Here is a 20,949-nt window from a genome sequence, read left to right as displayed (position 1 = left end):
AGTGTTCTCATGCAATCTCACCAATCTCCGATCCAGGGCGTCTGGGTGCCGCTCGTCACGCCGTTTTCCGGCGGCGCCGTGGACGGCGGTGCCTTGCGCCGCCTGGTGCGCCATTACGCGGCCGCCGGCGTGGACGGGCTGGTCGTGTGCGGCAGCACGGGCGAGGCCGCGTCCCTGGACGACGCCGAACAGCTGGCCGTGCTTGACGCCGTGCTGACGGAAGCGGGCCCGCTGCCCGTCGTCATGGGCCTGGCCGGCAACCACCAGGGACACGTGTTGCAGCGCCTGGCGGCGTTCGGCACGCGCCCGCTGGCCGGCATCCTGGCGCCCGCGCCGTATTACGTGCGCCCCGGCCAGGAAGGCGCCGCCGCCTATTTCCGCTGCCTGGCCGACGCCTCGCGCTTTCCCCTGGTGCTCTACGACATCCCGTACCGCACGGGCGCGACGCTGGACACCTCGACCCTGCTTGCGCTGGCGGCGCATCCGAACATCGCGGCGATCAAGGACTGCGGCGGCTCGCTGGAGAAGACGGTCGCGCTGATCGCCGACGGCAATATGAACGTGCTGGCCGGCGAGGACCTGCAATCGCTGTCCGTGATGAGCATGGGCGGCGCCGGCATGATCGCGGCGGCGGCGCATATCCGCCCGGACCTGTTCGTGGCCATGTACCGGGCGCTGCGCGCCCAGCAGCTGGATCAGGCCCGGCAGCTCTTCCATGCGCTGGTCCCGGTGATCCAGCTGACGTTCGCCGAGCCCAATCCCGGTCCCGTGAAGGCGCAACTGGGGCGCCAGGGCCTGCTGAGCGCGGAGCTGCGACAGCCGATGCCGCGGGCCAGCGAGGCCCTGGCCGCGCGCATGGACGCGGCGGTGAGCGGCCTGAACCGCCGCTATCCTTATCAGTAGACGGCGGCGTTCGTGAGCAACCCGCCAGCTTTGTGGTGTTCTGATTCATTTTGTAATGAATGGCTCACCCGGAAGCTGACGGATTGCTTATGATGCGGCCATTCCTCGGGTGAAACAAAACGTTCATGGCCCAAGCTTTTGAAGCCTTGTCCGCCTGGCAGGTCATGCTGGCGGGCCTGCTGTTCTTTGGTGGCATTTACCTGGTCTTCGGCGCGGCCACCTGGCTGTTGACGCACTATCTCCTGCCCGCGCTGGGCATCGGGCGCACGCTGGATCCCCGTCCGCTCGCGCCCGGGCAGCTGCGGCGCGAATTCGCCCAATCCGGCTTGTCCATCCTGCTGTTCGGCACCGGCATGATCTTCCCGTGGGGCCTGCTGCAGCTGGGGTGGGCGCACCTGGACCCGGATGCTGGCTGGCGGCAGATCCTGGTCGAGATCCTGGTGCTGGTGGCTTGGAACGACGTGCATTTCTGGATCAACCACCGGCTCCTGCACACGAAGCCGTTGCGCCGCTTCCATCTCCCGCACCACCGGTCCGTCGTGACCACGCCGTTCTCCACATACAGCTTCCATCCCATCGAAGCCCTGATGCTGGGCAACGTGATCCTGCTGCCCATGGTGCTGCACGATTTCAGCTTCTGGTCGCTGGCGTCCGTGCCGCTGTTCAGCCTGTTCTTCAATTGCATCGGGCACGCCAACTACGATTTCTTTCCCCGCGTTTCCTACGCGCACTGGTTCGCCGCCAGCCGCCGGCATCATCTGCACCACGCCTGCTACAACGGCAACTACGGTTTCCAGTTCACCTTCATGGACCGCCTGTTCCGCACCCGGCTCAAGGCCGAGGCGGCCGCGCCCCAGCTGGATGCTTTCCGGCAGCGAGAGTCGCTTGGCGGGCGGGCCTGAGGCGCCGCGCTGGCGGCCGGCGCTGCGCAACCGGCGCGACTGGCAGAGCCTGGCCTATCTGGCCGCCCTGCCCGCGCTGGCGGCCTGGCAATGGGTGCATGGGTTCTGGTGGCCCCTGTACGGGCTGATGCTGTTCCTGACCCTGGGCGTGGGCGTCATCCACCACAACCACACCCATCTTCGGATGTGGCGGGGCCGTTGGGCCAATCGCGCCACCGATTTCTGGATCACCCTGATGCAAGGGCACCCCACCTTCGTCTTCTATCCGGCGCACGTGGCGAACCACCACCGCTATCGTCATGGCGCGCAGGACGTGGCGCGCACCTACCGTTTCGGGGGCGATACGAACCATCTGTGGGGGTACCTGATCCACCCGGCGCAGGCCGTCCGGGTGCTGTACCCCTTGTTCTTCGCATGGCTGGGCCGCCTGCGCCGCCACTGGCCGGGCGCATGGCGCTACTGCATGGCGCAGTACGGCGCCTGGCTGGGCCTGTGGGGCGGCCTGCTGGCCGCGAATCCCACGAAGGCCCTGGTGTTCGTCATCATTCCGCAGCTGCACGGACTGCATTGGCTGCTGGCCACGAACTACCTGCAGCACGCGCACACCGATGGCGGCCCCCGGGCGGTCGCCGGCCTGAACTACGCCCGCAATTTCGAAGGGCTGGTCAATCCGCTGCTGTTCAACATCGGCCTGCACACCGCGCACCACGAGCATTCGCGCGTGCATTGGGCCGAGCTGACCCGCCTGCATCGCGAGCGCTACCGCGGCCGCGTGAATCCGGCATTGAACGAACGCGGGCTGGCGCCCTATATGTTCCGTGTTTTCGTGCTGGGGACGTTCCTGCCGCGCTTCCGCAGCCGTCCGTGCATGGCGCCCGAACACATCCGCTAGCGCCGCAATCCATACATCAACCAGAGGCCTCCCATGCCCATTGCGTTTCATCGTGTCTATCTGGAAAGCGCCGGCTATTTCATGCCGGGCGAGCCCGTGTCCAACGACGCCATGGACAGCTACATCGCGCCGCTGAACCGCATGTCCGGCCGCATCAAGGGCCGCATCCTGGCCGAGAACGGCATCAAGCAGCGCTACTACGCGATCGATGCCGAAGGCGCCACGGTCTTTACCAACGCGCAGCTGGCGGCCAACGCCATCCGCGATTGCCTGCGGCGCCACGACAGCGACCTGTCCGACGTGTCCCTGCTGGCCAGCGGCTCATCGGGCGGCGACGCGCTGATGCCGGGGTTTTCCAACATGATCCAAGGCGAGCTGGCCGCGCAGCCCATGGAAACCGTCTCGGTGCACGGCATCTGCGCGGCCGGCGTGTCGGCCATCCAGACGGCCGCGCAGGGCGTGGAACTGGGCGGCCACGCGCGCGCGCTGGCCGTGGCCAGCGAACTGCCTTCGCGGCTGTTCAAGCGTTCGCGTTTCGCGGCCCGAGGCTACGACGCCGACTTCGACGCGCACTTCCTGCGCTGGATGCTGTCGGACGGCGCGGGAGCGGTGCTGCTGGGCAATACCGGGCAGCCGCTGCCGGGCGCTTCGCAGGGCGTGCGCCTGCGCCTGAAATGGGTGCACCAGCGTTCGTTCTCGGGCGACTATCCGGTATGCATGCAACTGGGCCTGTCGGCCGATCGCGCCCGCGGCCACCTGGACTATCCCTCCTGGAACGAGGCGGAGGCCGATGGCGCGCTGTCGCTGCGCCAGGACATCCGCCTGTTGCCGCACCTGTTCGACATCGGCATCCATGAATACGCCAAGCTGGTGCGCGATGGCTGGCTGGACCCGGACCAGGTGGACCACTTCCTGTGCCATTACTCGTCCGAGAAATTCATTCCGGTGGTGGAAGACCTGATGGAGAAGGCCGGGCTGGTGATCCCGCGCGAACGCTGGTTCAGCAACCTGGCTTGGCGCGGCAATACCGGCGCGGCGTCCATCCTGATCATGCTGGCGGAATTCCTGGAAACGCGGGAGGTGAAGCCGGGCGAGCAGATCTTCTGCTACATCCCGGAATCGGGCCGCTTCATGGCCGCCTACATGCTGCTGGAAGCCGAGGTCGTCCACGCCCCGCAGGTCGCGGCGGGCGCGCCTGCCGCAGCGGCGACGGCCATTGCCGCGCCGCGCGACGACGCGCACAGCGGCGATGCCGACGCGATCGCGCCGCCGCACGATCCGGACATGGCGCCGCAGGGCCTGGGCCAGCTGCTGACCGAACTGGCCGCCATCTGGCACGACTACCGTTCGCGCGTGTGGCGCACGCCAGTGGTGCGGCGCCTGCGCAACCGCCAATTCCAGACGGCCGACTATCTGAACTGGATGGAGCACTGGATCCCGCAGGTGCGCGAGGGCAGCAAATGGATGCGCGAAGGCGCGGCCTCGCTGTCGGAGCAGTACGCGCCGCTGGCCGCGCTGATCGACACGCATGCCGGCGAAGAGCAGAACGACTTCCAGATCCTGTTCCAGGACTACCGCAATGCGGGCGGCGAGGTGGCCGACATCGACGCCTTGCGCCGCAACCCCGGCGGCGAAGCGCTGAATGCCTATCTGCACGGCCTGGCCGCCACGCGCGATCCCATCGGGCTGCTGGGCGCCATCTACATCATCGAAGGCACGGGCCAGCGCATCGTGCCGGCGTTGCTGCCGCTGCTCAGGGCCAGCCTGAAGCTGCCGCCCGACGCTTTCCGCTTCCTGGAATACCACGGCCACAACGACGAACATCACCTGGCGCGCTGGTTGTCGGCGGTGGAGCTGGCGCTGGACTGCGACGAGGACGGCCGCGCGGAACGGCGCATCGTCGACACCGCGCGCCGCACGGCGGCGCTGTACCTGATGCAGTTTCACCACGTGATGGAAGGCGACGCCTCATGAGCAAAGAGCCCGAATTCCTTGCCAAGGCGCACGATCCCGCCGACCCCAGCCCCTGGCTGGCGCTCTACCTGGACCGCAGCACGCCCTTGCCCGATAAGGTGAAGAAGGCGTGGCTGACGGATTCCAGTTGCGCCTCGCGCCAGTACCTGCTGCCGTTCCTGCGGCCGCTGGCGCGCGCCTTCATCATCCTGATCCAGGTCATCAAGACCTTCCTGCCGCGCCGCTGGTCGCATTCCAGGCTGCTGCACCGCATCCTGGCGTGGGGACTCAAGCGCTTCGTGTCGCCCGAGGCCAACTGGCTGATCCTGCGCCACTTCCACCTGGGCGCGCAGATCCTGTCCTTCATCGCGGCCAATTCGCCGGTGCCGGTCACGACCACGCCGCTGGAGCCACGCAACATCGATGACCTGAAGGACGAGCTTTTCGTCAAACACGACCTGAACCTCTTCAACTTCGTCATCCGCCTGAACCAGGCGCTGCGCGATGCGGGCATGGAGATGCATGCGCCGGAAAGCGTCGATTTCTCGATGATCCGCGATCCGGAACTGCTGCTGGAGGACATGCCCCAGCGCAAGCTGAACTTCCTGGACCTGCAAAGCGCCATCGAACTGTTCACCCCGTTGTACCAGCTGATGCTGACCGACAACGATTTCTGGCGCGCGGCGAATTCGCTGCAGCTGGACGAGACCATCGGCATCTACGCGGCCAAGCTGCTGGGCGCGCCGCAGCATCTGATCCTGGTCAATAACAACCATCCGCTGGTGCCGATGTCGACGTTGCGCGCGGGATATCGGCTGGTGCTGCACGGACTGTCCACCGAAATGCTGCATAGCCTGCTGATGGAAATGAAGGCGGCGCAAGAGGGCGGGGAACCGCCGGCGCCGATCGCGTAGGAGGTAGCCCAGGGGTCTTGGTGTTGACCCTGCGTTACACGGCGGAGGGCTTGCGCTATATTGCGACCCTTGTCCGCAGGTCCCCGCTGGGCGGCGTCCGCGCGGTTTGAACTTTTCTTCCGGAAGCCGTTTACATGCCCCAGACACTTGAAGTCATCGCCACCCTCCTGTTCGCCGTGGCGGTTCTTCATACATTCTCGGTCCCCGTCTTCGCGCGGCTCGCGCATCGCGGCGGGCCGCATGCGGGTTTCTGGCACCTGTTCTCCGAGGTCGAGGCCGTTTTCGGCGTATGGGCGTTCGTGCTGATCGTGGCGATGGCGGCGCTGTCCGGGCCGTCGCATGCCATCGAGTACATGGACACGCGCAACTTCACCGAGCCGCTGTTCGTCTTCGTCATCATGGTGGTGGCGGCCAGCCGGCCCATCCTGGAATTGGTGGGGCTGTTGGTGCGCCTGGCGGCGCGCGCGCTGCCGCTGCCGCGCGAATTGGCCACTTTCTTCGTCGTGATGTCGCTGGTTCCGCTGGGCGGCTCGTTCATCACGGAGCCGGCCGCCATGACGCTGGCGGCCATCCTGTTGCGCGACGCCTATTTCCGCACCAGCGGACGCGCGGGCTTCAAATACCTGACGCTGGGCGTGCTGTTCGTCAACGTCTCCATCGGCGGTGTGCTGACCTCTTATGCGGCGCCGCCCGTGCTGATGGTGGCATCCACCTTCGGTTGGGATTCCACCTTCATGATGCAGCACTTCGGCTGGCGCGCGGCCGTGGCCGTCTGCCTGAACGCCGGCTTGTTGACGCTGGTCTGCCGCAAGGCGCTGATGGAGCGTTCGGTGGGCACGGGCGGCGGCGTGGACGCGCCGGAAGGCGCGGATTCGCGTCCCCCGGTTCCCGTGCTGGTCATGCTGGTGCACCTGGGCTTCCTGGTCGCCGTGGTGCTCAGCGCGCACCATCCGGCCATCTTCCTGGGCCTGCTGATGATGTTCATCGGTTTTTCGGAAGCCTACAAGCGCCACCAGAGCCGCCTGATGATCAAAGAGGGGCTGATGGTGGGCTTCTTCCTGGCCGGGCTGGTGGTGCTGGGGGGCCTGCAGAAATGGTGGCTGCAGGATCTGCTGGGCGGCCTCGAACCCTTCGTCCTGTTCTGGGGCGCCACCGCGCTCACGGCCATTACCGATAACGCCGCGCTGACCTATCTGGGCTCGCTGGTGGAAGGCACCCACGAGGCGTGGCGTTATATGCTGGTGGCCGGGGCGGTGACCGGAGGCGGTCTGACCGTCATCGCCAACGCGCCCAATCCGGCGGGTTTCGCCATCCTCAAGAACCACTTCCCGGACGGCAGCATTTCTTCCGGGAGGCTGTTCCTGTCGGCCCTTGCGCCGACCCTGGTCGCGGCCGTCATGTTCCTGCTTCCCGTATAGGTCGGCGGGGCCCCCGGGAGGTCCGCCGGGCGGGCAGCCAGGGGCGGACACCGAGGGTTCATGAAAAACCGCTAAAATTCAAGACTTTCCCCGTATTTTTCCGGCCTCGCCCACCCGCCGCTTTGGCCCGGATCCGGTTTGCGACCTGATCCGACCCCGGATATTCCGTCCGGCGCCAGGCGGCTTTTGATATGCCGGGCCCGCGCCTGGGAGCCCTCGATGCCCATCTACGCTTACAAATGCAGCGCCTGCGGCCATGCCAAAGACGTCTTGCAGAAGATTTCCGATGCGCCGCTTTCGGTTTGCCCCGAATGCGGCCAGAGCACGTTTTCCAAGCAGGTGACCGCGGCTGGATTCCAGCTCAAGGGCTCCGGCTGGTATGTCACGGACTTCCGTGGCAACGGCGGCGGCTCCGGCCAGGGCGCCTCGACCGGCACGCCGGCGCCTGCCGAAAGCGCCGCCGCGCCCGCCGCTGCGGCGGCGCCCGCGGCACCCGCCGCTGCGGCGGCGCCCGCGGCACCCGCCGCCGGCAGCCCCGCTTCCTAGAGCGCGTCCGATGCGTATGCGCGTCATCAAGAAGTACTTCATCACCGGCCTGCTGATCTGGGTACCCCTGGTCATCACGGTGTGGGTACTGGGCCTGCTGGTCGCCACCCTGGAAGGGTTCGTGCCCGGCTTCCTGTCGTCCGAATCGCTGTTCGGCATCGACATTCCCGGTTTCCGCTTCGTCCTGGTCGTGGCGGTGGTGCTTTTGACGGGCATATTCGCCGCCAACCTGATCGGCCGCACGATGGTGGACCAGTGGGAAAGCCTGCTGGGACGCATCCCCCTGGTGCGGTCCATCTACAACTCGGTCAAGCAGGTCAGCGATACCGTGCTCGCCCCGAACGGGCAGGCCTTCCGCCGAGCCGTGCTGGTGCAGTACCCGCGCGCGGGCAGCTGGACCATCGCGTTCGTCACCGGCACGCCCAGCGGCGAAGTGGCCGACCGGTTGCCCGGCGACCACATCAGCGTGTACGTGCCGACAACGCCGAACCCCACATCGGGTTTTTTCCTTATGTTGCCGCGCGCCGACGCCATCGACCTGCAGATGAGCGTGGACGCGGCCTTGAAGTACATCGTTTCCATGGGCGTCGTCGCCCCGGTCCAGGCCCCGGCGCCTGCGAGCCGGCCGGCGCCGCCCGTCCCGGCGCCCGGCGAACAGAACACGCCTCGCGCCGATTCGTAACCCTTACGCTACAACCAAGCACATAAACGGAGTCATCCCGCATGCGTACCTGCTACACCGGCCAGGTTTGCCGTGACCATCTCGGCCAGACTGTCACCCTGTACGGCTGGGTGAACCGCCGCCGCGACCACGGCGGGGTCATCTTCATCGACTTGCGCGACCGCGCGGGCCTGGCCCAGATCGTGTTCGATCCCGACAACGCCGCCTTCGCCACCGCGGAGCGCCTGCGCAACGAATTCTGCATCCGCGTCACCGGCCTGGTGCGCGAGCGTCCGGCGGGCACCGCCAACACCGAGCTGGCCTCGGGCGAAGTCGAAGTGCTTTGCAAGGAAGTCGAGATTCTGAATGCGTCGGTCACGCCGCCGTTCCAGCTGGATGACGACAACCTGTCGGAAACCACCCGCCTGACGCATCGCGTCCTGGACCTGCGCCGTCCGCAGATGCAGCGCAACCTGATGCTGCGCTACCGCGTGTCGATCGAAGTCCGCAAGTTCCTGGACCAGCTGGGTTTCATCGATATCGAAACCCCGATGCTGACCAAGAGCACGCCCGAAGGCGCGCGCGACTACCTGGTTCCCTCGCGCGTGAACGCAGGCCATTTCTTCGCGCTGCCGCAGTCGCCGCAGCTGTTCAAGCAGATGCTGATGGTGTCGGGCTTCGACCGCTACTATCAGATCACCAAGTGCTTCCGCGACGAAGACCTGCGCGCCGACCGCCAGCCGGAATTCACCCAGATCGATTGCGAAACCTCGTTCCTGAACGAAGTCGAGATCCGTGAAATCTTCGAAAGCATGATCCGCCACGTCTTCAAGGTGGTGCAGGACGTCGAGCTGCCTTCGCCGTTCCCGATCATGCCCTGGACCGAAGCCATGCGCCGTTATGGTTCCGACAAGCCGGACCTGCGCGTGAATCTGGAGTTCACCGACATGACCGACGTCATGCGCGACGTGGACTTCAAGGTGTTCGCCGCCGCAGCGACGGCCCCGGGCAGCCGCGTGGTCGCCCTGCGCGTGCCGGGCGGTGCCGAGATGTCGCGCAGCGAGATCGACGGCTACACCCAGTTCGTCGGCATCTACGGCGCCAAGGGCCTGGCCTACATCAAGGTCAACGACGTGGCCAAGGGCCGCGACGGCCTGCAATCGCCCATCGTCAAGAACCTGCACGACGCCGCGCTGGCTGAACTGGTCAAGCGCACCGGCGCGCAGGACGGCGACATCATCTTCTTTGGCGCGGACCGCGAGAAGGTCGTCAACGACGCCATCGGCGCGCTGCGCGTGAAGATCGGTCACAGCGAATTCGGCAAGAAGACGGGCCTGTTCACGGCCGGCTGGAAGCCGCTGTGGGTGGTCGACTTCCCGATGTTCGAATACGACGAGGAAGACGGCCGCTACACCGCCGCCCACCACCCGTTCACCAGCCCCAAGGACGGCCACGAGGACTTCCTGGAATCCGATCCCAGCAAGGCGTTCGCCAAGGCCTACGACATGGTGCTGAACGGCTGGGAAATCGGCGGCGGCTCGGTCCGTATCCACCGCGAGGAAGTGCAGAGCAAGGTGTTCCGCGCGTTGAAGATCGGCGCCGAGGAAGCTCGCGAGAAGTTCGGCTTCCTGCTGGACGCGCTGCAGTACGGCGCGCCTCCGCATGGCGGCATCGCCTTCGGCCTGGACCGCATCGTGACGATGATGACCGGCGCCGAATCGATCCGCGACGTGATCGCCTTCCCCAAGACCCAGCGCGCCCAGTGTCTGCTGACGCAAGCGCCGTCGGAGGTCGACGAGAAGCAGCTGCGCGAACTGCACATCCGCTTGCGCAACGTAGAGAAGTAGACCCCCCCTGAAACGCCGGAGGCGCTTCCCCCAGGGGGGGCGCCGCTACGGACCGGCGGAGCCCGGATCCGTGCGGCCCGGCTTGGGGGCATTGTTCGCTTGCGGCGTTCGTGCCTCGATTGCGCAGTGAACGAAAGCAGTTGTTCCTGGAAGGCAGCTGTGCGTCGCAAGCGCAGCAACTGTCTTCTGAATTGGAGTAATCTGGCAAACGCCGCTTGCTTATGGGCGGCGCTGGCCGGGTTTATTTTTTTGCTGCGGCCGGCGGTTCCCCAGTTTTGAAAGGCGCCATTTTCCATGTCGCTCATCCGCGTCGTCAGCTACAACATTCACAAGGGCCGCTCGGCATTGGGGCGGCGCGACTCGCTGAATGAATTGCGCCTGGGCCTTTACGGCCTGCGCCCGGACCTGGTCTTCCTGCAGGAGGTCCAGGGCCGCAACGAGCAGAAATCCCTGCTCGATGCCCAGCACGAATCCCTTGCCGCCGCCTTGCGCTTGGACGTGGCCTATGGCCGCAACGCCATCCGCCACGAGACGGACCACGGCAACGCGCTGTTGTCGCGCTTCCCCATTCTTGACCACGAAAACCAGGACATCTCCGACCATCGGTTGGAGCAGCGCGGCCTGCTGCATGCGCGCATCGAGCTCGACGGGCGCGCGGTGCATTGCTTCGTCGTCCACCTGGGCTTGTTCGCGGGCAGCCGCAGCCGCCAGATCCTGGCGCTGACCGAACGCATCCGCCGCATGGTGCCCGACGGCGAGCCCATCCTGATCGCCGGCGACTTCAATGACTGGGGCGACCGGCTGGCGCCCTTGTTCGTGCAGCAGCTGGGTCTGTACGAAGTGTTCTCCCACGCGCCGCGCAGCCATGGCGGCGAGCTGCCCCGCCTGCGCGATTCGGTCAGGCGCCTGAGCAACGCGCTGCGCGGGCTGCCCAATGGCGGCATTTCCGTCATGGAACGCAACAACCAGCTGGGCATGGACGGCAGTTCGCGCCTGTTGCTGCCTCCTCCGCGCACCTTCCCCGCCGTGTTTCCGTGGTTCCGCCTGGATCGCATCTATCAGCGCGGTTTCGCCGTGCGCAGCGCGCGCGTGCTGCGCGGTCGGGAATGGGCGAGGCTCTCCGATCACTCTCCTTTGCTGGCCGAGCTGGAACTGCCGTGAGGGCCGAGCAGGTCAAGTTGGACTGGACGCAAGGCAACGACATCCGGTTGCTGCAGAACGGTTCCGACTTTTTCCCGGCGCTGTGCGCCGCGATCGACGCGGCCCAGGTCAGCGTGCATCTGGAAACCTACATTTTCACTCCGGATCGCACCGGTTCCCAGGTGCTGGACCGCCTCGAGGCGGCCGCCCGGCGCGGCGTCAAGGTGCGCGTCGTACTGGACGGCTTCGGCAGCGCAGGCTTCGTCGATCCCTTGCGCACGCGGCTGACCAACGCCGGCGCGCAGTGCCGCATCTTCAGGCCCGAGCCGCGCTGGTTCGCCCGCTACATCCCGTCGCGCAGCCGCCTGCGGCGCCTGCACCGCAAGGTCACGGTGGTGGACGGGCGCATCGCCTTCATCGGCGGCATCAACATCATCGACGACTACGACGACCGGGACCCTACGGATGGCATTTCCGGGCCGCGCTTCGATTTCGCGGTGCAGGTGGAGGGGCCGCTAGTGACCGAAGCCGCCTATGCGCAGGAACTGCTGTGGGTGCGCCTGAACTGGGCGCGCCTGCGCCGGCATCCGCGGGACTGGAACCGCATGCGGCTGTTGAAGCCGCGCCACGCCTCGGTCGCGCCTTGCGGCGACCTGCGCGCCGCGCTGGTGCTGCGCGACAATCTGCGGTTCCGCCAGACCTTCGAGCGCGCCTATCTCTACGGCATCACGCAGGCGCGCCGCGACATCCTGATCGCCAATGCGTATTTCTTCCCGGGGCGCCAGTTCCGCCGCGCCTTGGCGAAGGCCGCCGCGCGCGGCGTGCGCGTGCGCCTGCTGCTCCAGGGCAAGGTGGAATACCGCATGCAGTACCACGCCACGCGCTCGCTTTACGATCAACTGCTGCGCGACGGCATCGAGATCTACGAATACATGCCCAGCTATCTGCACGCGAAGGTGGCCGTCATCGACAACGTCGCGACCGTGGGCTCGTCCAACCTGGACCCCTTCAGCCTGCTGCTGGCGCGCGAGGCCAACGTCGTGGTGGACGATCAGCCCTTCGCCTGGGATCTGCAGGAACGGCTGGAGGCGGCCATCGGCGAGGGCGGGCGCTTCATCCGGCCGCTGGAATACCAGCGCCGCGGATGGCTGCGGCGCTGGGTCGACGCCGTGTCCTACACGTTGCTGCGCATCGGGGTGGCGCTGACCGGGACGTCGGACAAGTATTGAGCGGCCCGTGCCTCAGGCGCGACGCCTCAGCAGGCCCAGCGCCAGCGCCGTGCCGATCAGGATGATCGCGGCGCCTGCCGCGATCGACGGCGTGATGCGTTCGTCCAGCAGCCAGGCTCCCCACACCACGCCGAAAATCGGCACCAGGAAGGTGACGCTGACGGCGCCGGTCGGCCCGACGTTCGCGATCAGGCGGAAGAAGATGATGTAGGCGGCGCCCGTGCAGACCACGGCAAGCAGGATGGTGGAGATCCAGGCCTGCGCGGAGGCCGGGGTGTCGGGCCAGAAGGCGATCGCCAGCGGCAGCAGCACGAGCGATGCGCCCACCATGCTGCCGGTCGCGTTGGCCAGGGCGTCCACGCCGCTCAGGAAGCGCTTGGTCCAGTTGGCGGCGATGCCATAGAACACCGGCGCCGACACGGCGGCCAGCACGGCGGGCCCCGTGCCGCCGTCGCTGAAATTCAGCTTGTCCCATACCAGAACGACGATGCCGATCACGCCGATCATCAGGCCCAGCGAGCGCGTCCAGGCCAGCCTGTCCTTGAGCCACAGCCAGCCGATGACGGCGCCCCATACCGGGGTCACGGCATTGGCGACCGACAGGAATCCCGCGCCCAGCGATTGCGCGGCGTAGGCATACAGCAGGAACGGCACCGCGGCGTTCAGCACGCCGACCATCAGCAGCGCCTTCCAGTGCTTGGCGATCAGCGGAAGCTTGCCGCGCCACATGGCGGCGGGCAGCAGGAACAGCGCGGCCAGGCTCACGCGCAGTTCGATCAGGGCCACCGGACCGAAGTCCGCGACCGCCACCCGCATGAAGAGAAAGGAGCCGCCCCAGACGGCGGCCAGGAGCAGCAGATCCAGCAGATTGCGTTGACGCATGTTCGGTCCCGGTCGTGCCTTATTTCCGGCTGGTGGCAAGGTTCTTCATCTTGACCCGATGAGCCAGCAGGGCCCCGGTCAGTGACAGGACGATACACAGGATCAATCCGGCTCGCACTCCGTTTAGTACCGTGCTGTGCGAAATGATGATGCCGACCACCGCAGTGCCCAGCGCGCTGCCGATGGCGCGGGTGGTCTGCACCAGCGCAGAAGCCACACCCACGTCGCGCCGCTCGCTCAGCATTTGCATGAAGAGGGTCAGGTTCGGCAGCAGGAAGCCCAGCGCGCAGCCGTTGACGAAGAACGTCGCCAGGATCCACCAGGCGGAGGTACCGGGCGAGATGAGCAGCACCATCAGCGATCCGGCGGCCAGCAGCCCTCCGCCAAACACCATCAGGCGCTGGGGTTCGGACTGCTTGGGGAACAGGCGGCCATTGATGATGCTGCCGACCGATATCGCGGCGACCAGCGGGGTCAGCAACAGTCCGGCCTCGCTAGGCGTGTAGTTCAATACCTGTTGCAGCAGCAGCGGGCTGTAGAAGATCAGCACGAACATGACCGCGCCCACCATCATCGCCGCCACATTCAGCAGCCGCGATTCCGGGGCGGCCAGCACGCGCAACGGAAAGATGGGCGAGCGCACGCGGCGTTCGATCGGAATCAGGACGGCAATGGCCGCCACGCCCATCACCGCCAGCAGCGCGCCCAGCAACGGGTGCGCATGGTCGCCGCTGGCAAACGCCAGCTCCAGCGCGGCCAGCGGCGCGCCCACGGCGACGACGAGCAGGATCGCGCCCAGCCAGTCTATCTTGCGGCTGCCGTCGTGCACGGGCCGGATGCGGGGAAAGTAGCGGGCCAGCAGGAAAAACGCGCCCGCGGCGGCAATCGGCGCGATGAAGAAGGCCGCGCGCCACCCCAATGCCTGCGTGGCCGCCCCGCCCAGGACCGGGCCGATGCCGCTGGCCATGGCGAAGGCGGCCGAAACCAGCGCCATCCAGCGCACCCGTTGCTTGGCGTCGGGGAACAGATCGGCGGGCGCGGCGAAAGCCGTGGCGATCATCATGCCGCCGCCGATCCCCTGCAGCGAGCGGAAGACGATCAACTGGGCCATGGTCTGCGACAGGCCGCAGGCGATCGAGCCCAGCGCGATGATCAGCACCGACAGCAGCATCAGGGGTTTGCGTCCGAACATGTCCCCCAATCGCCCGAAAACCAGGATGGACGCCGCGGTGGCCAGGAGATAGCCCGTGCCGACCCACGCGTACAGCGCCATGCCGTTGAGCGCCTCGGCCACGCGCGGCAGGGTGGTGCTGATGATGGTGGAGTCGAGCGCGGCCAGGACGACGGTGGCGGATACCCCCGCCATCCCCATCAGGAGGTCGCGTCGCGAGTGGGCGGGGGGAGCAGGGGAAGCGGGCGGGTCGGGCGGCATCGTCATGCCGCAGAGCATATCACCGGCAAGTCAGGGTTTTCACTTGTAGAAGGTGTGATAGCCCCAGAACACCGCGATGACCAGGATCACCATGATCCAGGACCAGCGCGAATTGGACAGCCCGCGGGGTTCCGGCTCGGGGGGCGGGGGAGGCGGCGCGAGCCGGGGCTGACCGGCCATATGGTCGATGAAGGCGGCGAAGAACTTCTGGATGATCTTGTCGCCTGTTTTCAGCAGCAGGCTTTCGCCGCATTCGGCCAGCTTGCCGCCGGCCATGCACGCAACGGTATAGGCGACCCGCGTGCCTTGGTCCTTCGTGCTGAGATTGATCTGCGCGGTCCCGATGGCCAGGCAGGCGGCGCGGCCCTTGCCTTCGAAGGCCAGCGTACAGCTATTGTGGGGATCCACGTCGGACATCAGGATTTCGCCGTCGTAGTCGGTGTCGATCCCGGCGACCTTGGCACGGAGCTTCACCGCGTACTCGGTCGGACTGAGCCGGGCGACTTCCACGCAACCGGGGATGCATCGCTGCAGCACGGCCGGATCTGTCAACGCATCCCAAGTCTGGTGCTGGGTAGAAGGAATCCACTGGGCATCTGCAATGCGCATGGCTGTCTCCTTGGGAGAGTCATATGGCCATTGTGGCTCCAGTTATGCGTTTTGGCCATGGGCAAGATGGCCCGAGGAGTCTTCAGCCACGCCTCGAAGCCTTATGTGCCTCGCATTCGGTGGCTCAACGCGAGCAGCCAAGCCAGCAACGTTACATATAACGAGACATTGTGCATCGAACGAAACATAAGCTCCGTCAGCCCGAATATCGCGAATCCCAGCGTAAGAGCGGTTCCCATGGCAGCTGCTACACGCACCGGTGTCGAGTTTGTCGCGGCCATTCTTCGTAAGAAAACGGAGGCTGGAACAATATAAAGAAGCGCAAGAGCGAGGCCACCGAGCAGTCCATAGCTGCTTAGCATCTGAAGCATGTCGTTGTGGGGTTCGCCGAAGTCTTGTGCAACAAATGGAGAGACGACGCCGGTGGCTACTCGCGCCTGAAGTTCCGGGCCGAATCTGGCTGGGCTTCCCAGGCCGAAGATCGGTTCAGCTTCAATCATCTGGCTGGTGGCCCGCCATAGCTGCAATCGGATGCAAACGGAGGTGTCCGCCGTCGCGTTGGCGCCCTGGCATGCCTGAAATTCGTTGACGCCTTGCGCAACACGGCCGCGCAAGGCTTCGTTGGTGGATCCGAGTGCGACCAGGACTGCAACGCCTGTTATCAAGAGGGCGAATGCGCGGGCAGGGTGTCGTAGTTGGCCGAACAGCCACATGCCGATAAACAGGAAAAGGGGGATGGCCATCCATCCTGTGCGCGTCTGTGTCAATACAAAACCAGTAAAAACGACAACGACGGTCAGGGCTTTAAAGTGCTTTTCGAATTTCGGCCGCTTGGACAGCGTCCATCCGATGCCGCAAAGGACGATGAAGAGCCAAAGCATCATCAGATTGCTATAGCCGACCGCATTGTATTGAGGGGTATTGGGACGACTCCAAGTGGGGAAAACCAGCCAGAAAACTATTCCGGCTGAAGCCCACCCCGCGGCGACTATTCCCCAGAGTACGTTCCGAAGCGACGTCGGGTTAATACTCAGCAATGCACCCAAGATAATAGGAAAGCCTATGCTGATTCGCAGGCCTCGTTCCAGGGAAGGGCCGTGAGCGATGCCATGCGCATACTGACTGAGTCCAATTGCGCACAGAGGCACGAGCAGAGCTGCTATGACGCCCGTGTAGCCTTTCAGACTATCCCAGGTCGCTCGCCATCCCCCGGTTCGAGTGAAGCATCGAACCAGGCACAGCAAGAAGATCAAGTAAAACAATGCACTGCCACCGCCGATAGTCATGGTGGCAATCGGCATCACGCCCAAGAGGATTACAAGAATATAGGGCAGAAAGGCCATGATGGGGTGCGAGAGCAAAGAGATGTCAGTTAGCCGCTGCCTAGAAAGCTTCTAATGCAATCGATTAATATTTTTAATCGACGGAAATTTTCAATAGGGAATACGGGCTCCGTCGTTAGACACAAATAGAAACAATATTATATCGCTTTATTCCTACGATGCATGGCCGACGGCTTAGCTAGCGCTTTTGGGCCAAAACCGAGATCCAATGCTGCGTTGAAATGTCGTGGGCGGCGGATTGGGCAGAGCCGTGAAGTTCCTGAAGAATGCCGCCGGCCATCTTCTTGCCCGCCTCGACGCCCCACTGATCGAACGGATTGATACCCCAGATAAGGGCCTGTACGAAAATCTTGTGTTCGTAGAGTGCCAGCAGCGCGCCCAGCGCGTAGGGGGTCAGGCGGGGGAGCACGATCAGAGTGGAGGGGCGGCCGCCTTGATGCTTACGATGGCGGGCCAGCCACTCGGCTTTGTCGGTAGGCATACCCTGGGTCAGCATGTTTTCCCGATCGGCTTCGAGTGAAGTGCCTTGTAGCAAGGTCTGCCGCTGGGCGAGGCAGTTGGCCAGCAGCATGGCGTGTTCTTCTATCCATTGATGGTCAGCTTCACGGCACATGATGAAGTCCACGGCGGCGCCATCCGTGCCCTGGTGCAACCATTGGAAGAATGTATGCTGGCCATCCGTACCGGGCATGCCCCAAACGGCTGGGCCAGTCGGCACGCCCACGGGTTGGCCGCCCATGTTCACGGACTTCCCGAGAGACTCCATGTCTAATTGCTGCAGATAGGGCGCCAGAAATTGCAGGCGAGCGTCATAGGCGGCGATGCTGAGTGACCCGTAACCCAGCAAGCTACGGTTGCCCACGCCCGCAAGCGCGAGTTGGACAGGGGCATTTTCGGCGATGGGGGCTTGGGCGAAGTGCGCGTCCATGGCTGCCGCACCGGCGCGAATATCCTCGATGACGTCAATGCCTACCGCCATTGCGATGGGCAGACCGACGGCCGACCATAATGAGTAGCGTCCGCCCACCCAGTCCCAGAACTCGAAGACCTGACCGGCAGGTACGCCCAAAGCGCGCGCCGCTGCCGGCCGAGCGGTGATGGCGACGACCTGCTGGTAGGGATGCTCGATGCCGGACTGCTCGAGCCAACAGATCGCGCGCCGCAGATTGGCTAGAGTTTCCGTCGTCGTGAAGGATTTAGACGTAACAACGATCAGGGTGTCTCGTGCATCCAGGCCCAGAATTGCATCTTCAAGGGCATGCCCGTCGATATTGGCGACGAATCTCAAGGTCCGACGTGCCCCTTTACCGCCGCAAGCGTCGGTCACCAGCCGTACACCCCAATCGCTGCCGCCAATCCCGATGTGGATGATAGATTTCCACTCGTCATTGATATCGGCTTGCCTTACGAACTCGCGCACGCGTTGGCGTTCGCGCGCCACCGACTCAATAGGGTCGGACGCCCGCAGCATGGTGTGCCAAGCGGCCCGGTCTTCCGTTTCGTTGACGTGTTCGCCGGCCAACAACGCTGAGCGCGCTCGTTCGAAGCCTCGAGCAGCAAGCAAAGCGGCGCCTGCGGCGCGTGTGGCTGCAGACGTAACCTGTGCGCTTAAGTCGACCGCAAGGCTGGCCGCCTCGATCAGACGGAGTTCATCCGTACGAAACGATGCGGCTTGAAGAGCGCTGGCATAGGCCCGCCATTCGGGCATTTGCAACAGATTTGCTTGTATAGCCGGGGCTAAAAGTTTCATTTTTTGAGAATGCGTCTTAGTGCGTATCGAGATATTCAAATGCGGCCCAGTCCGAGATGTCAACGTTCCTGTCGCAGGCAGGTCCGTGAGTTTAGCCGGTTGGCGGTTAAGGACGGAGGCCCTTTTTATTTTGCAAGCCCCGTTTCCCTTTTCTTGCAGAAGCGGCCATTTGTTTGCATTGCTTTACTTCGTCTGACGCTACAATCTCGCCACTTCTCCTTCTGGCCCACCTTCCATGCTGTACGTTCTTGTAGCGTTCTTGGTTTCGCTCATCTCCACCTTGCTGATCGTACGCTACCGGTCCTGGCATGACGGCCTGACAGCTGACCATGATTTGGATGGGGTGCAGAAATATCACTCCATTCCCGTTCCTCGTATCGGCGGATTGTCTCTATTGATGGCGAGTGGAGTCACCTGCGCGCTTGTTGCGATACGCGAACCCGACGTGCTGCCGGATATGGTGCTCTTGCTTGCGGCTGCCATGCCCGCCTTTTTAGGGGGATTTGCGGAAGACCTAACCAAGCAGGTCAGGGTTTTAGTCCGCCTGGGATTGGCAATGCTATCTGGAGCAGCGGCTTATTATTTCTTGGGTGCGGCAGTAACCCGAGTAGATATTATCGGAATAGATTGGTTCTTGCAGTTCTGGTTCGTATCGCTGGTCTTTACTTCCGTGGCAATCGGTGGCGCGGCCAATGCGATAAACATCATAGATGGGTATAACGGATTGGCCGCAGTCGTTTCTGCGATGATACTCGCCGGCTTCGCATACGTATCGTTTTATTTGGGCGATCGTTTTTTGCTGATAGTGGCATTAAGTACCCTCGGCGGTATCGTCGGGTTCCTGGTATGGAACTACCCGCACGGACATGTTTTTCTGGGCGACGGCGGCGCGTACTTCTTGGGATTTATTATCGGAGAGTTGTCGGTGCTTATGTTGGCGCGGCACCCCGAGGTGTCGGCCTGGTTTCCGCTCTTGCTGTGCATATATCCCGTTTTCGAAACGCTCTTTTCTATTTATCGGAAAAAATGGCTGAGAGGGCGTTCGCCTGGCGCACCCGACGGCGTGCATCTTCATATGCTGATTTATAAGCGTCTAGTGCGATGGGCCATCGGGTCCCGCGAGGCGCGCCATCAGACGCAGCGCAACGCCATGACGTCCCCATATTTGTGGCTGCTTTCGTCACTAGCCGTGATTCCGGCGGTACTGTTTTGGCAGCAACCCTACCTGCTAATGTTCTTCACAGCGGTGTTTTCGACCACCTACATCGTCCTTTATCGCCGCCTTGTACTATTCCGCATGCCGAAATGGATGATTTTGAAGAAAAAGAAGAGGGGCCGTTGACAGCGTTCTGCGGACAATAACCGTCTGCTTGAAGGACCCGCGGAGCGGCATGCGACAGATCGCGGGAACGCGCAATGTTGTTGTAAAGTTCGGGCTGCGTTGAGCGGCGTCTGCCACTATCAGGCCAAGAGTCGCGCCAAGCAAGAATCTCTGCACATGCCCACTCGAATCCTCATCGTCCGCACCTCGTCCCTAGGCGACCTCGTCCATATGCTGCCGGCGATATCCGACATCGCCCGCCATGTCCCGGACGCGGAGATCGACTGGATAGCGGAAGAAGCGTTCGCCGAGATTCCCAGCTGGCACCCCGCGGTCAATGAGGTGATCAAGGTGGCGCATCGGCGCTGGCGCAAGGCGTGGTGGTCGAGCGAGGTCCGGGCCGAGCGGCATGCGCTGAAGGAGCGGCTGAGGTCCAAGCAGTACGACGTGGTGCTGGATATGCAGGCCTTGCTGAAGTCCGCTTGGCTGGTCCGCCAGACGCGGGGAGTGCGGCACGGGCTGGATTGGCGGTCCGCGCGCGAACCGCTGGCGTCGCTGTTCTATAACGTGCGCCATCGGGTGGAGTTCTGGCAGCCCGCAGTCATCCGCCAGCGCAAGCTGGCGGCGCTGACGTTCGGCTACCAGTACGCCGGCCAGCCCGATTTCGGCCTGCAGGGCTTTTCCCGCCAGGTTGCGCAGGCGCGCGAGGGCGAGGCCGGGGATGAGAACGGCCAGGCGGAGCCGCCTCGCCTGCATCATGTGGACACGGATCACGGCTACGCGGTCATCATGCCCTCTGCCAGCCGCGACGACAAACTCTGGCCCGAGGACGATTGGCGCGCGGTGTTCCGCCGGCTGCGCGACGCGGGCTGCACCTTGCGCCTTTTGTGCGGCAACGAACAGGAGGCGCAGCGCGCCCGGCTGCTCGTGGCCGGCATGGATGGGGCGGAGGTGATGCCCCGCATGGACCTGACGTCGGTGGCGCGCCTGTTGGCCGGTTCGCGCCTGATGGTGGGCCTGGACAGCGGCCTCACGCATCTGTCCGCGGCATTGGGCCGCCCGACCATCGGCATCTACCGGGCATCGACCCCGGTGCGCACGCCGCTGGTCGGCTCGAACTACACCGCCAGCCTGGGCGACCGCGGCGCTTCGCCCTCGCGCGAGGCCGTGATGGCGTCGGTGGAGCAGGCGCTGGCCGCCCAGTGAC

General features: G+C 64.5%; 18 protein-coding genes. 13 read left to right on the top strand and 5 right to left on the bottom strand.

The features are described 5' to 3' along the window. The first annotated feature begins 9 nt into the window (after positions 1–9). From dapA to clsB, 11 genes are all read left to right on the top strand, one after another. The gene (gene dapA / locus ACN6PJ_RS08755; protein ID WP_427995472.1) at positions 10–903 is read left to right on the top strand and encodes a 4-hydroxy-tetrahydrodipicolinate synthase; all 894 of its coding nucleotides are present in this window, start codon (positions 10–12) and stop codon (positions 901–903) included. Positions 904–1,028: 125 nt separating this feature from the next. Next, positions 1,029–1,805 carry a sterol desaturase family protein gene (locus ACN6PJ_RS08750; RefSeq protein ID WP_427995471.1) on the top strand — a complete coding sequence of 259 codons (777 nt, stop codon included), beginning with the start codon at positions 1,029–1,031 and terminating at the stop codon, positions 1,803–1,805. Next, on the top strand, positions 1,765–2,697 hold the full coding sequence (locus ACN6PJ_RS08745) for a fatty acid desaturase (protein ID WP_427995470.1): 933 nt from the start codon (positions 1,765–1,767) through the stop codon (positions 2,695–2,697). Before ACN6PJ_RS08750 ends, ACN6PJ_RS08745 begins: the two co-directional genes overlap by 41 nt. Before the next feature lie 33 nt (positions 2,698–2,730). Then, on the top strand, positions 2,731–4,671 hold the full coding sequence (locus ACN6PJ_RS08740; RefSeq protein ID WP_427995469.1) for an iron-containing redox enzyme family protein: 1,941 nt from the start codon (positions 2,731–2,733) through the stop codon (positions 4,669–4,671). Continuing rightward, positions 4,668–5,564, top strand: coding sequence for a DUF6999 family protein (locus ACN6PJ_RS08735; RefSeq protein ID WP_427995468.1), 897 nt, complete (start codon positions 4,668–4,670; stop codon positions 5,562–5,564). The genes ACN6PJ_RS08740 and ACN6PJ_RS08735 overlap by 4 nt, the downstream gene beginning before the upstream one ends. A 134-nt stretch (positions 5,565–5,698) precedes the next feature. Continuing rightward, positions 5,699–6,982 carry a putative Na+/H+ antiporter gene (locus ACN6PJ_RS08730; protein ID WP_427995467.1) on the top strand — a complete coding sequence of 428 codons (1,284 nt, stop codon included), beginning with the start codon at positions 5,699–5,701 and terminating at the stop codon, positions 6,980–6,982. Between the two features lie 219 nt (positions 6,983–7,201). After that, on the top strand, positions 7,202–7,528 hold the full coding sequence (locus tag ACN6PJ_RS08725; RefSeq protein WP_427995466.1) for an FmdB family zinc ribbon protein: 327 nt from the start codon (positions 7,202–7,204) through the stop codon (positions 7,526–7,528). A gap of 16 nt (positions 7,529–7,544) precedes the next feature. After that, positions 7,545–8,210, top strand: a complete 666-nt coding sequence (locus ACN6PJ_RS08720) for a DUF502 domain-containing protein (protein ID WP_427995541.1) — start codon at positions 7,545–7,547, stop codon at positions 8,208–8,210. A 41-nt stretch (positions 8,211–8,251) separates the two neighbouring features. Beyond that, positions 8,252–10,036, top strand: coding sequence for an aspartate--tRNA ligase (gene aspS, locus ACN6PJ_RS08715; protein ID WP_427995465.1), 1,785 nt, complete (start codon positions 8,252–8,254; stop codon positions 10,034–10,036). A gap of 294 nt (positions 10,037–10,330) precedes the next feature. Beyond that, positions 10,331–11,197, top strand: a complete 867-nt coding sequence (locus ACN6PJ_RS08710; RefSeq protein ID WP_427995464.1) for an endonuclease/exonuclease/phosphatase family protein — start codon at positions 10,331–10,333, stop codon at positions 11,195–11,197. Next, entirely contained in the window at positions 11,194–12,405 is a 1,212-nt protein-coding gene (gene clsB / locus ACN6PJ_RS08705) for a cardiolipin synthase ClsB (RefSeq protein ID WP_427995463.1), read from the top strand. Before ACN6PJ_RS08710 ends, clsB begins: the two co-directional genes overlap by 4 nt. A gap of 12 nt (positions 12,406–12,417) precedes the next feature. Here clsB and ACN6PJ_RS08700 read toward each other — a convergent pair whose 3' ends face one another. From ACN6PJ_RS08700 to pgi, 5 genes are all read right to left on the bottom strand, one after another. After that, on the bottom strand, positions 12,418–13,287 hold the full coding sequence (locus ACN6PJ_RS08700; protein ID WP_427995462.1) for a DMT family transporter: 870 nt from the start codon (positions 13,285–13,287) through the stop codon (positions 12,418–12,420). A gap of 19 nt (positions 13,288–13,306) precedes the next feature. Then, a complete protein-coding gene (locus tag ACN6PJ_RS08695; protein ID WP_427995540.1) occupies positions 13,307–14,659 on the bottom strand; it encodes an MFS transporter in 1,353 nt (450 codons plus the stop codon). 99 nt (positions 14,660–14,758) lie between these two features. Next, the gene (locus ACN6PJ_RS08690) at positions 14,759–15,328 is read right to left on the bottom strand and encodes a CoxG family protein (RefSeq protein WP_427995461.1); all 570 of its coding nucleotides are present in this window, start codon (positions 15,326–15,328) and stop codon (positions 14,759–14,761) included. Positions 15,329–15,429: 101 nt separating this feature from the next. Beyond that, entirely contained in the window at positions 15,430–16,671 is a 1,242-nt protein-coding gene (locus ACN6PJ_RS08685) for an O-antigen ligase family protein (protein ID WP_427995460.1), read from the bottom strand. Positions 16,672–16,849: 178 nt separating this feature from the next. Then, positions 16,850–18,421 carry a glucose-6-phosphate isomerase gene (pgi, locus tag ACN6PJ_RS08680; protein WP_427995539.1) on the bottom strand — a complete coding sequence of 524 codons (1,572 nt, stop codon included), beginning with the start codon at positions 18,419–18,421 and terminating at the stop codon, positions 16,850–16,852. A 235-nt stretch (positions 18,422–18,656) separates the two neighbouring features. Between pgi and ACN6PJ_RS08675 the strand changes: the two genes are divergently transcribed. Both ACN6PJ_RS08675 and waaC read left to right on the top strand, forming a co-directional pair. Continuing rightward, positions 18,657–19,763: an MraY family glycosyltransferase gene (locus ACN6PJ_RS08675; protein WP_427995459.1), complete on the top strand. Its 1,107-nt coding sequence runs from the start codon at positions 18,657–18,659 to the stop codon at positions 19,761–19,763. A gap of 156 nt (positions 19,764–19,919) precedes the next feature. Continuing rightward, positions 19,920–20,948 (top strand): lipopolysaccharide heptosyltransferase I, encoded by a 1,029-nt coding sequence (gene waaC / locus ACN6PJ_RS08670; protein WP_427995458.1) that lies wholly within the window; start codon positions 19,920–19,922, stop codon positions 20,946–20,948. Position 20,949 lies beyond the last annotated feature (1 nt).

Source organism: Achromobacter sp. (genome assembly GCF_050285585.1).
Lineage (GTDB): Bacteria > Pseudomonadota > Gammaproteobacteria > Burkholderiales > Burkholderiaceae_B > Achromobacter.
This window is presented reverse-complemented; position numbering and strand designations above follow the sequence as displayed.

Excerpts from the sequence above, each read along its gene's own strand:
- ACN6PJ_RS08685 (WP_427995460.1), bottom strand. The coding sequence starts at position 16,671 with ATGGCCTTTCTGCCCTATATTCTTGTAATCCTCTTGGGCGTGATGCCG.
- ACN6PJ_RS08700 (WP_427995462.1), bottom strand. The coding sequence starts at position 13,287 with ATGCGTCAACGCAATCTGCTGGATCTGCTGCTCCTGGCCGCCGTCTGG.
- ACN6PJ_RS08710 (WP_427995464.1), top strand. The coding sequence starts at position 10,331 with ATGTCGCTCATCCGCGTCGTCAGCTACAACATTCACAAGGGCCGCTCG.
- ACN6PJ_RS08730 (WP_427995467.1), top strand. The coding sequence starts at position 5,699 with ATGCCCCAGACACTTGAAGTCATCGCCACCCTCCTGTTCGCCGTGGCG.
- pgi (WP_427995539.1), bottom strand. The coding sequence starts at position 18,421 with ATGAAACTTTTAGCCCCGGCTATACAAGCAAATCTGTTGCAAATGCCC.
- ACN6PJ_RS08735 (WP_427995468.1), top strand. The coding sequence starts at position 4,668 with ATGAGCAAAGAGCCCGAATTCCTTGCCAAGGCGCACGATCCCGCCGAC.
- ACN6PJ_RS08740 (WP_427995469.1), top strand. The coding sequence starts at position 2,731 with ATGCCCATTGCGTTTCATCGTGTCTATCTGGAAAGCGCCGGCTATTTC.
- aspS (WP_427995465.1), top strand. The coding sequence starts at position 8,252 with ATGCGTACCTGCTACACCGGCCAGGTTTGCCGTGACCATCTCGGCCAG.
- dapA (WP_427995472.1), top strand. The coding sequence starts at position 10 with ATGCAATCTCACCAATCTCCGATCCAGGGCGTCTGGGTGCCGCTCGTC.
- ACN6PJ_RS08695 (WP_427995540.1), bottom strand. The coding sequence starts at position 14,659 with ATGGGGATGGCGGGGGTATCCGCCACCGTCGTCCTGGCCGCGCTCGAC.
- waaC (WP_427995458.1), top strand. The coding sequence starts at position 19,920 with ATGCCCACTCGAATCCTCATCGTCCGCACCTCGTCCCTAGGCGACCTC.
- ACN6PJ_RS08725 (WP_427995466.1), top strand. The coding sequence starts at position 7,202 with ATGCCCATCTACGCTTACAAATGCAGCGCCTGCGGCCATGCCAAAGAC.
- ACN6PJ_RS08690 (WP_427995461.1), bottom strand. The coding sequence starts at position 15,328 with ATGCGCATTGCAGATGCCCAGTGGATTCCTTCTACCCAGCACCAGACT.
- ACN6PJ_RS08750 (WP_427995471.1), top strand. The coding sequence starts at position 1,029 with ATGGCCCAAGCTTTTGAAGCCTTGTCCGCCTGGCAGGTCATGCTGGCG.
- ACN6PJ_RS08745 (WP_427995470.1), top strand. The coding sequence starts at position 1,765 with ATGCTTTCCGGCAGCGAGAGTCGCTTGGCGGGCGGGCCTGAGGCGCCG.
- ACN6PJ_RS08675 (WP_427995459.1), top strand. The coding sequence starts at position 18,657 with ATGCTGTACGTTCTTGTAGCGTTCTTGGTTTCGCTCATCTCCACCTTG.
- ACN6PJ_RS08720 (WP_427995541.1), top strand. The coding sequence starts at position 7,545 with ATGCGCGTCATCAAGAAGTACTTCATCACCGGCCTGCTGATCTGGGTA.